The sequence below is a fragment of the Desulfomicrobium apsheronum genome, from assembly GCF_900114115.1.
Lineage (GTDB): Bacteria > Desulfobacterota > Desulfovibrionia > Desulfovibrionales > Desulfomicrobiaceae > Desulfomicrobium > Desulfomicrobium apsheronum.
In genome coordinates this window covers 24,865-34,663 of the sequence record NZ_FORX01000029.1, presented here as the reverse complement: position 1 = coordinate 34,663, position 9,799 = coordinate 24,865, and the positions used below count along the sequence as shown (strand labels likewise).

Annotated in this window: 8 protein-coding genes; 1 reads left to right on the top strand and 7 read right to left on the bottom strand. The window is 58.0% G+C overall.

Going from position 1 to position 9,799, the window contains the following annotated elements:
* On the bottom strand, window positions 1-3,068 hold a 3,068-nt coding region (locus BMZ40_RS18505), incomplete at its 3' end, for a filamentous hemagglutinin N-terminal domain-containing protein (RefSeq protein WP_143075697.1).
* 696 nt (window positions 3,069-3,764) lie between these two features.
* A complete protein-coding gene (locus tag BMZ40_RS18500; protein ID WP_092379477.1) occupies window positions 3,765-4,130 on the bottom strand; it encodes a CGGC domain-containing protein in 366 nt (121 codons plus the stop codon).
* Between the two features lie 333 nt (window positions 4,131-4,463).
* On the opposite strand from BMZ40_RS18500, the gene BMZ40_RS18495 reads away from it, so the two are divergent.
* The gene (locus BMZ40_RS18495) at window positions 4,464-4,979 is read left to right on the top strand and encodes a universal stress protein (RefSeq protein WP_092379474.1); all 516 of its coding nucleotides are present in this window, start codon (window positions 4,464-4,466) and stop codon (window positions 4,977-4,979) included.
* Between the two features lie 282 nt (window positions 4,980-5,261).
* On the opposite strand, the gene BMZ40_RS18490 is transcribed toward BMZ40_RS18495, so the two are convergent.
* Genes BMZ40_RS18490 through ctaD form a run of 5 tightly spaced genes read right to left on the bottom strand, consistent with a single transcriptional unit; the run spans window position 5,262 to window position 9,787 of the window.
* Window positions 5,262-6,089 carry a protoheme IX farnesyltransferase gene (locus BMZ40_RS18490; RefSeq protein ID WP_092379471.1) on the bottom strand — a complete coding sequence of 276 codons (828 nt, stop codon included), beginning with the start codon at window positions 6,087-6,089 and terminating at the stop codon, window positions 5,262-5,264.
* Window positions 6,082-7,281, bottom strand: coding sequence for a cytochrome c oxidase subunit II (gene coxB / locus BMZ40_RS18485; RefSeq protein WP_092379468.1), 1,200 nt, complete (start codon window positions 7,279-7,281; stop codon window positions 6,082-6,084). Before coxB ends, BMZ40_RS18490 begins: the two co-directional genes overlap by 8 nt.
* The gene (locus BMZ40_RS18480; protein WP_092379465.1) at window positions 7,278-7,574 is read right to left on the bottom strand and encodes a cytochrome C oxidase subunit IV family protein; all 297 of its coding nucleotides are present in this window, start codon (window positions 7,572-7,574) and stop codon (window positions 7,278-7,280) included. The genes coxB and BMZ40_RS18480 overlap by 4 nt, the downstream gene beginning before the upstream one ends.
* A gap of 1 nt (window position 7,575) precedes the next feature.
* A complete protein-coding gene (locus BMZ40_RS18475) occupies window positions 7,576-8,175 on the bottom strand; it encodes a cytochrome c oxidase subunit 3 family protein (protein ID WP_092379462.1) in 600 nt (199 codons plus the stop codon).
* Window positions 8,168-9,787, bottom strand: coding sequence for a cytochrome c oxidase subunit I (ctaD, locus tag BMZ40_RS18470; protein ID WP_092379459.1), 1,620 nt, complete (start codon window positions 9,785-9,787; stop codon window positions 8,168-8,170). Before ctaD ends, BMZ40_RS18475 begins: the two co-directional genes overlap by 8 nt.
* Window positions 9,788-9,799 lie beyond the last annotated feature (12 nt).

Here is a 9,799-nt window from a genome sequence, read left to right as displayed (position 1 = left end):
CCGATCCCGCCGGAGGCCATCCCCGAATTTTCCGAAATGCCGTTCAGGGCATGGTCCGCGCTGATCGAAACCTTGCCGCCCGCGCTTATGGTGCCGTAGGCATGGTCGATCGCTGTCCTGACCACCTCCGTTCCACGCCCCTCCACAACCAGTCGCGGGCTCTTGTGTTCGTTGGCATGCGCCCGGGCCCACTCGATAGTCCGGTGTTCAAAGATATCCTGGCCTGCATTTTCAAAGGAATCGGCAACGATGGATATGTCGCCGCTGGCAGTGGCTACCCGGCTGACATGATTGCTGAAGGAATCGGCCTCGATATCCAGATTGACGGCGGCCGCGATATTCGCGCCGCTTTCAAGACCCGAGACCTCATCTAGGGTTATGGATTCAAGATAGGCGGCAACCTTGGATCTGTCCTTATAGTGCTGGACAGCCATGTATATGCCCCGGCCGACCACCCGGCTCTTCAGGCTGGAGACCGCCGCGATATCTCCGGAAGTTCCGCCGTAAAGCGCGAAACGCGCCTCGGCGGCGGCAATGGCCGCATCCAGTTCCGAACGCGGGATCACGTTGCGATCAAGGCCAAATCCGAGAACACGCAATTCGGCCGGAGTGATGATCAGAGCGTTGCGTTTGCTTGAAACCGCACTGGAACCCGGCAACATCCGATAGAGATCCTGGGCCTGATCCCATTTGTCGCTTGCTTGTGAATAAATCCCTCCCTTGCGGCTCAAGACCTGCGTTCCCGGCGTCAGCGCAAAATCCAGATTGGTGTTTTTCACCACCTTGGCCCGGATGGACATGCTGCCTTCCAGGGTCTCGATGGTGCCCGAATCGTTCTTCAATTCGAGCATGCGACTCCCGGTGCTCAAACCTTCCAGCACCATGTCGCCCAAAGACAGAATCTGGCCCCTCAGGTTATGCAGCATGCCGCCCACGCTGAACGTGGCCGTGCCGCCGGAGAAAAGAAAGTTCGTGTTGACCAGATCGCCAAGCACGGAAAACGCGCCGTCGCCCTGGGCCAGGATCTGGCCGCTGTTGTCCAGGCTGGCGGAGGTCAGGGTCAAACCCTCCCCGGAATGCAGGGTACCGGAATTTTCCAGATCTTCGCCGATTTCAAAGACGGCGTCGCTCACAGCTAGGATTTCGCCCTCGTTGAGCAGCGCTTTGCCTGCTCGAAACAGGCCGGTTCCGCCGGATTGGATGTCGCCCGAATTCGTGATGCCGCCTTGGGCCGCAAGCTCCATCCCTGTCTGGGACAGAATGCTGCCGTCATTGTTACTGACGCTGCCGCCGCCTTGCACGAAAAGGGATTCCCCGGCATTCAGGACACCCAGATTCTCCAGTTCGGCGTCCAAATCCAGGGCCAGAGAACCCAAGGCCAGCACCTGACCGGCAGAATCGTTGCGCATGCTTCCAGCTCGAATCCGGCTGAAACCTCCGGAATAAATAATCCCCGAATTGCCCAAACCACCCGCCACCGCAAAATCAAGATCGCCCTGGGACAGGATGCTGCCGCCCTCATTGCCAAGGCTGCCTGCGCTGATGAATGCGCCCAGGTCCGTGCCGATAGTGCCCGAATTTGCCATGTGCCCCGCTACGTCGAGGGTCATGACATCCTTGGCCTCGATGCGGCCGCCTTCATTGTTCAGGCTCCCGGCGCTGACGAATGCCTGTCCTTCGGTCCGGATGGCCCCGGTGTTTGATATATTTCCCGTGGTCTCCAGGCTGCTTGATTTTTTGGATGAAATCTCGCCACCGGCATTGACGATATCCCCCGCAGAATGAATCCTGACCGCCTCGATGGAAAACATCCGGCCCGAATTCAGGACATGCGCGCCCTCGACGTCAAGGCTGCCCCTGGCCTGCATCTGCCCCGTGTTGCCAACGGTGCCGCCAGCTTTCAGAACGGCGTTGCCCCCGGAAACAATGGCTCCCGCATTCGTGATGCCGGAGCGCGTTGCGACGGCCAGATTCGTGCCGGACTCGATCCTGCCGTCAACATTGTGCAGCGACTCGGAAGAAACCCGCGCATCATCGGCATACAGCAAGGCCTGCGTGCCTGCTTGCGACTTGAGCACCACGTCCTTTGAAGCCGTGACCTCCGCGATTTTCGCCGCCGCCAGCGAACCGGAAATTTCCACACTGTCAGCGGTCGAGGCAACCCGGACATCATTGTCCGAGGAAACGCGCCCCTTGATGCGTATCCTGCCATCGGCGGTCAGGACCAGTTCGTCGGTGGCGTGGGCGACCCCTTCAAGGTTCACCCCTACGCCCTTCTCATTGCCCACAAGGATGATGCGCTCGGCATACATGCCGCCAAGGGCCGTGGAGTCCAGCGCCACCGCCGGAACATCCGAACCGTCCGGGGCCAGGGCGGAAAATTGGCCCGTTGCGACGTCATGGCTGCCGTATCCGGTGCTGATGCCCAGCTTCACGGCGTGCACGTCGGCGTTGATCCTGGCCGTGCGGCTGATGATGTCGAACGCGTCGAGATTGGAAACATTGAGCCCCAGGCCGTCGACAAGCACATCGCCCTGACGCACATCCAGGGCGCTCAGACCGCCGTAGTCGTCAAACCGGGGCTTGCCCGTGGTCAACGTGGCCCGGGGCGTGTTGATGAACCCGCCGCCGTTGACCGTGATGCCGTTCGGATTGGCCAGAATGTAGTCGGCCGGATAGCCGAAGATTTCAGTGTAGCCCTCAAGACGGGAGCGGCTGCTGCCCGTGACCTCGTTCAGAATGACCCGGGCTTCGGGGCCCTTGCCGAGTTTTGGATTGTTGGCCACCACCCCGCCCAGTTGCGTGCGCCCGGCCTTCTTGCTGTTGTTCAGGATCACGCCGGGCCCGCCCACGTTGAACTGGTCGAACATGTTGTGCGAGAGGCCCCCAGAGTTCGGGCTTGCGATGTCGACCAGAGGCACGCCGTTGGGCGCCGCGCTCACGGCCGGCTGATTGGCGGCCGGGGCCTTTTGATCAACCACGATGCCATCTGCGGCCGCCGCCATGGGATTGAATACCAGCAAAAATGCCAGCGTCAGACATATGAACCGTCGCAGCACATGCTTCATGAAACTTCCCCGTATCTGGCCATCAGAAATTGGCGCTCAGCGACCAATTTCTGGCTACATTTTTTAAAATTGGCGTATTTTTTGGAAATCCGGAATGTTCACATAAGGTAAACGAAATAATTTTTCATAATACTATCAATAAAAATGAATACAATGCGATTATTTTATAATAAATATTGCCATATATAATTATTTGTAATTATAAAATAAACAAATTTGATACATATTTATACGTATATAGATTTAATTTTCACCAATATTGATATAAAACAATTCGAATTTACATTGAATCGAATCATAAATGAATAAATATGCGACAGGCACAGATCATTTTCTTTTTTAGATCATCAGGAGCAAAATTTTTTTCATAAAAAAAGCCTCCGCTCACAAGTTGAACGGAGGCGCATTCATTTCGACATAGAGACTGCCGATGCGGAATGTTTACTTCAAGCAAAGGTTGAGAAATACGTGCGGACAAAAAAAAGCATGACCACCGCAATAAGGCGGGGTCATGCGCGAATTGTCTTCAAGGCTGCCCGATCCGGTCATGAAACCATCCGGTGAGTCATGAATTAGCCGTTTATAAGGATGCCCGACGCGGCATGTCCGTAATTATCCGTTTTCAAAAATAAATAGAGGCCAGTAGTCCGAAAGAGCCGAGACCGCACCATGCGCTTCATCGGCTCTTTTGCGATATCAGGCGAAGATGTCCTTGGGAACGTAGGGATGTGTTCCCTCGATGACACGGATACCTGCCTTGGCCGTGATTTTCTTGATGATCTCCTCCTTGTACGGACACTGCTCGGCTATGCAGGGCGCGATGTGGATCACCGTGGGTTTTTCGTTCATGGGCGCGTTCCAGAGCTTGACCTGCATGAGCCTGGTCACGATAGCCGGTGCAGGACAGCCACCGCAGCCAACCATGCCGACGATCTCGGCGTCGGTGTCTTCGTAGATTTCAAAGATACCCTGTCTTCTGTTGAAAGCCACCAGACAGCGTGAACAGCCAATGCAGACATCGTCCATGGTGTTCTTGCACCCCACGATCAGAATCTTCTCCACGGTACACCTCCAAGAATTAAATATCGGTTGATTGCAAAACGTTCCTTTTTTAGGCCCATCGCGTGCCGATGGCAAGCGCACTTGAAGCAATTTGCGACATGTTCGGCATATCCGCAAAAAAATCGTCACACTTGAAACTTTTGAATTCCCAGCAAACGCCCTACCCGTTTCTAAAGCGCTACCCAAGCTGTCATGAACTCATTGCAACTCTTCAACCATCCGCGCTTGCTGGAATTTTTCAATGCGCATGAAAATTTTCTTGACGCTCCCTTGTGAACCATGGCACAAATTGGTTGATTAACCAATTCAATCTTTCCTCGGGAGGAAAATCATATGAAATTGCCAGGGTTCAACACTTTTCTGGTTCCGGTGAACAACAGCGAAGCCGGCCGTCGTGCCAAACGTTATGCCATCGCGCTGGCCAAACAGTGCGGAGCGAAAGTTATCCTTTTTCACGCCCACGGCCTGATCAGCGGACGCATCAGCCCCGATGGACGCGAGCAAATCATCCGCAAGAATCTGGAAGAAATGGGCAAGATTTTCGCCATCTTCGTGGATGGTTGCAGAGAAGCCGGGGTGGAGTTTGAAATCGTGGTCGAACAGGGCGCGACAGCTGACGCCATCATCACGGCCGCAAGCGATCATGCCTGCGACATGATCATCATGGGCACCAAGGGCAATGCCTCGGCGCGCAAGATTCTCGGATCCCTGACGGACACGGTCAGCAAGCAAAGCTCCGTGCCGGTGGTCGTGGTCGGCGAGGAATGCGAATGCTCCAACTCCTGCGGCAGTTCGTGCCTGCACAAGTGGCGTTTCGCACCCGCCGCCAATCTGCAGCACGCCTGCTGATTACCGGACTCAAACGCGAGAGAAGCCACGCAGGGAAAACCTGCGTGGCTTCTCTCGTTTCAGACCGGCCAGGGACAGTGCATCGATCATACCCGGAGTGCTCATGTCCGAACCGAGCGACACGCAAGAAATTCTTGAGGTCTTTCGCTGCGGCGGAAACAAAAAATTCCGGACAGCACGACAAGCCCAAGGGAACAGACAGAAAAAAGCCTTTCCTTGGCAAATGCGATCAACGAAGGCAAACCGTGTCCAGTTGAAAAAGTCGGCGTCCTGCATGCGTAATCACGAAACCAGCCGTTCCGTCACGATCATGAGCACAACCCCCGCCAGAAAACCATCCGACGCCAAACGCAGCACCCGGGCCCGAGCGAAAACAGCCAAAAGCGCGTAGGCAGGACAGACCGTGGCCAGGGCGTAGGCTTGCCCAAGACCTGTCGCGAGGCCGAAAAGCGGAGCCATGCCGCCGAGCATGGCCAGGGCCAGGGTCCATATTCTGGGAATGGCCTGACGGGAAAAAGTGGAAAAACTGTTGGCCGGGACCGGGAAGCCGGCGGCCGCGTAGTCATCGGCGTTGCTTTCGGCAAGCATCCAGAAATGGGGCATCTGCCAAACGAAATACAGGGCGAAGAAATAGGCGGGTTCGATGGCAAACAGGCCCCCGCCCCCGGCCATCCAGCCGATCCAGAAAGGCAGCGCGCCGCAGGCCGCTCCGGGGATCATGGCCCAGCCCGTGACGGGCTTCATCAGGGTGTAGAGGCCATTGTACAGACCAAGAACCACCAGCAGGACAGGCAGGGCCCGCCAGGAAAGAAGAGGCCAAAGCAGCATGGCCGACAGCGCAAGCAGGATGGAAAACAGAAGGCTCCCCTGCCCCGCGCTCATCCTTCCGCTTGCCAGCGGCCGGGATCTGGTCCGCTCCATGCGCGCATCGCGGCCGCGCTCCTGGATCTGGTTCAGAACCGATACGGCCGCGCTCAGGACAAAGGTCCCGGCAAAAAGCCCGCCGCCGCCGGACAACGCCCCGGCAGCCATGACATACCCGGCCAGGGCCGACAGCCCGACTGCCAGGGATATTCCGGGCCGTATCAGCGCCAGCATGTCCCTAATCATGATTTTCGCTCAAGGCGTGCATGTAGTCGACCATGGCCTGCAGCTCGTCTTCGGTCAGATGTTCGTAGGAAGGCATGATGGGATCATACCCGACGACAATGAATTTTTCCGGATCAAGGATGGCTTCGATCAAATACTGATCATCGGCCGCCATCCGCGAACCGTCGCCCAATTCAACCTCGCGCCCGACGATGTTCTTGAGCGTCGGCCCGGCTATCTCCGATCCGTCGGTGGAATGGCAGCTCAGGCATCCTTCGGCCTCCATCAGCTGCCTGCCCCGATCAAGGTCGCGCTTGGCTCCGCCCGTCAGATATTTAATGATGGCATCCAGATCCTGGTCCGGCATATCCTCCTTGTAGGAAGGCATTCCCTCGAAGCCCTCCACCAGTTCCGCATCCGGCTCGATGATGGCGCGACGCAGATAGGCCTCGTCCACGAAGGCCTCCCGCGTGCCGTTTGCGTCGATGACCCGCCGCTGCGCCCCATAGATGTTCAGAAGCGTCGGCCCCATTTCCTCCGATCCGTCCAGGGAGTGGCAGGCAGTGCAGCCGTAAGACTCCAAAAGCCCAATGGCGGCCTCATCTCCCTTGGCCGAGCTTTCGTACCAGGTTTGAAATGCGTCAGGGCCCATGACCTCGACCGTGGACAGCATGTTGGCATGCCGCAGTCCGCAGTATTCGGCGCACAGGATGTCGTAGCTGCCCTCGCGCTGGGCCTGGAACCAGGCATGGGTCTGCATGCCGGGAACGGTGTCCATCTTGATGCGGAAAGCGGGCACGAAGAAGCTGTGGATGACGTCCACGGAGGTCATGTCCAGGCGCACGGCCCGGTCCAGGGGCACATAGAGGGTGCTGGCGCGCTTGCCGTTCTCGTATTCGAACACCCAGGACCACATGCGCGCCGTGACCTGCACGCGCATGGCGTCGGCAGGGACGGAACGCAGCGCCTTGAAGCTGGCCCAGCCGTAGTAGAACATGCCCATGACCAGGATGCTCGGGATGACCGTCCAGACGACCTCCGCCAGGAGGTTGCCGCGAATGTCCGCTGCCTTGGGATGACGGGTGTGATGGTAGCGGATGACGAACCAGACCATGAGCGCCGTGATGGCAATCAATATGGCGGTCGAAACCCCGAAAATCAGCAGGAAGACCTGATCGACCTGAGCCGCGACCTTGGTGATGGGAGGGATCATGAGCCTGCCTCCGGCCGCATCGCCACATCAAAGAAGGTGAAGCCGATGAAGATGGCCAGAATGACGAAAACCAGCAGCACGAAGGCCCCGAGCGTGCGGTTCTCGTATTTGAGGTGCATGAAAAAAAAGATCACCAGCAGCGCCTTGGTCGAGGCCACGGTCATGGCCACCAGAACGTTCAGATAGCCGAAGTCGAAACTCGCGACGCCCACCGTGACTCCGGTCAGGGCCATGAGGACCAGCCAGATCCTGGTCAGCAGGGCAAAGGGCAGAATGTGTTTTTGTGTAGTCATGTCAACTGATCAGGTAAAAAAGTGGAAAGAGGAAAATCCAGACCAGATCGACCAGATGCCAGTACAGGCCGCCGTTCTCAAGCAGCCCGAAATCGTCGGCCGTGACCCTGCCCTGCCATATGCGCAGCATGCAGAAACCAAGGATCGCCGCGCCGATGACCACATGCAGGCCATGGGCTCCGGTCATGAGGTAGTAGAGGCCGAAGAAGATGTTCGCCCCGCCGGACCCGGCCGCCATCTCCGGCGAACCGGGATAGATGCCATGTCCGATCTTGGCCGACCATTCGAAGAACTTGTTGACCATGAAAACCCCGGCCAGAGCGATGGTCGCGCTCAGGAGCCACAGAGAGAGCGCCTTCCTGCCCTGCTGCAGGGCGGAAATGGCCAGGGCCACGGTCAGGCTGGAGGTGATGAGCACGACCGTGTTGAGGGTGCCGAACACGCGGCTCAGTTGCAGCCCGCCTTCATGAAACTCCGCCGGATAACGGTGCAGATAGACCGAATAGAGCAGAAAGAACCCACCGAAGAGCAGGATCTCGGTGAACAGAAAAAGCCACATCCCGAACTTGTCGCCGGCGTAATCCTTGTGTGCCTCACTCATCGCGCGTCACCCCCTCGTAGGAATAGGGGCCGCGCGGCACGTCCGGCGGATCAAGGAAGGTCAGGTGCGGCGGCGGGCTCGGCAGGGTCCATTCCAGAGTGGCCGCTCCCCAGGGATTGTTGCCCACGGTGCGTGGCCCGTAAAAACACCTGGAAAGACTGTAAAACAAGACGATGAGCCCTGCGACAAGCACCCAGGAGCCGATGGTCGAGACCATTTGTCCGGTGTGGTACATGGGCAGATAGTCGTAATAACGACGAGGCATGCCCTGCAGGCCGATCACGAACATCGGAAAATAGAGCATGTTGAACCCGCCGATGAGCAGGTACCAGCTCACGTTGGCCATGCGGCGATCGTACATGCGCCCGAAGAACTTCGGAAACCAGAAGAGCATGGCCGCAAAGAGCCCGAACCCCGTGCCGCCGAAAATGACATAGTGAAAATGTGCGACCACGAAATAGGTGTCGTGAACATGGATGTCCGTGCCCGCCGAACCAAGCACCAGCCCGGTCAATCCTCCGGCCGAGAAGAGGAAGATGAAACCGAGCGCGAACATGAGCGGCGGATCCAGATAGATGGAGCCCTTGTACAGGGTGGCCACCCAGTTGAAGACCTTGATGGCCGAAGGGATGGCCACCACGAAGGTCAGGAAGGAAAAGACCATGACGGCGGTGTCGCTCATGCCGCTGGTGAACATGTGGTGCGCCCAGACCAGGGAACCCGCGAAGGCGATGGCCAAGCTCGATATGGCGATGGCCTTGTAGCCGAAGATGGACTTGCGCGCGAAGGCGGGGATGATCTCGGAGACAACGCCCATGGCCGGAACGATCATGATGTACACGGCCGGATGCGAATAGATCCAGAACAGATGCTGGTACAGGAGCGGGTCCCCGCCTTTGGAGGGATCGAAGAGCCCGATGCCGAGCCACCTCTCGATGAAGACCAGGGCCACGGTGATGCCCAGCACTGGCGTGGCCAGCAACTGAATCCAGGCCGTTGCGTAGAGCGACCAGGTGAACAGCGGGAGCTTGCCCCAGCTCATTTGGGGAGCGCGCAGGCGGTGGATGGTGGTGATGAAGTTGAGTCCGGTCAGAATGGACGAAAAGCCCAGAATGAAGACCGCGACCACGGCCAGCGAGACGTTGGTCGTGGTCCGCTCGCTGAACGGCACGTAAAAGGTCCAGCCCGTGTCCGGAGGGCCGCCGCCGGTGAAGAGGCTGGTCACGGCCAGGCAGGCTCCGGTCAGGTACAGCCACCAGGAGAAGATGTTCAGGCGCGGAAAGGACACATCCTCGGCCCCGATCTGCAGGGGGAGCAGGATGTTGCCGAAGGCGGCCGGAATGCCGGGGATGACGAAGAGAAAGATCATGACCACGCCATGCAGGGTGAACATGGCGTTGTAGGTCTGGGCGTCCATGATGTCCCGCCCCGGCGCGATGAGTTCCAGGCGCATGAGCACGCCAAGCACCACGCCGACCGCGAACATGGTCAGTATGCACCACAGATAGAGCATGCCGATGCGCTTGTGATCCGTGGAGAAGATCCAGGACAGGATGCCGCTTCGGCCCGGATAGGGGTCCAGAAAGGGCACGGTTTCACCGGGAGAATGCATGCGTGAAAACCT

What these genes read in the sequence shown, in the direction of transcription:
- BMZ40_RS18495 (WP_092379474.1), top strand. Translation starts at nt 4,464, where the DNA reads ATGAAATTGCCAGGGTTCAACACTTTTCTGGTTCCGGTGAACAACAGC.
- ctaD (WP_092379459.1), bottom strand. Translation starts at nt 9,787, where the DNA reads ATGCATTCTCCCGGTGAAACCGTGCCCTTTCTGGACCCCTATCCGGGC.
- BMZ40_RS18490 (WP_092379471.1), bottom strand. Translation starts at nt 6,089, where the DNA reads ATGATTAGGGACATGCTGGCGCTGATACGGCCCGGAATATCCCTGGCA.
- BMZ40_RS18475 (WP_092379462.1), bottom strand. Translation starts at nt 8,175, where the DNA reads ATGAGTGAGGCACACAAGGATTACGCCGGCGACAAGTTCGGGATGTGG.
- coxB (WP_092379468.1), bottom strand. Translation starts at nt 7,281, where the DNA reads ATGATCCCTCCCATCACCAAGGTCGCGGCTCAGGTCGATCAGGTCTTC.
- BMZ40_RS18480 (WP_092379465.1), bottom strand. Translation starts at nt 7,574, where the DNA reads ATGACTACACAAAAACACATTCTGCCCTTTGCCCTGCTGACCAGGATC.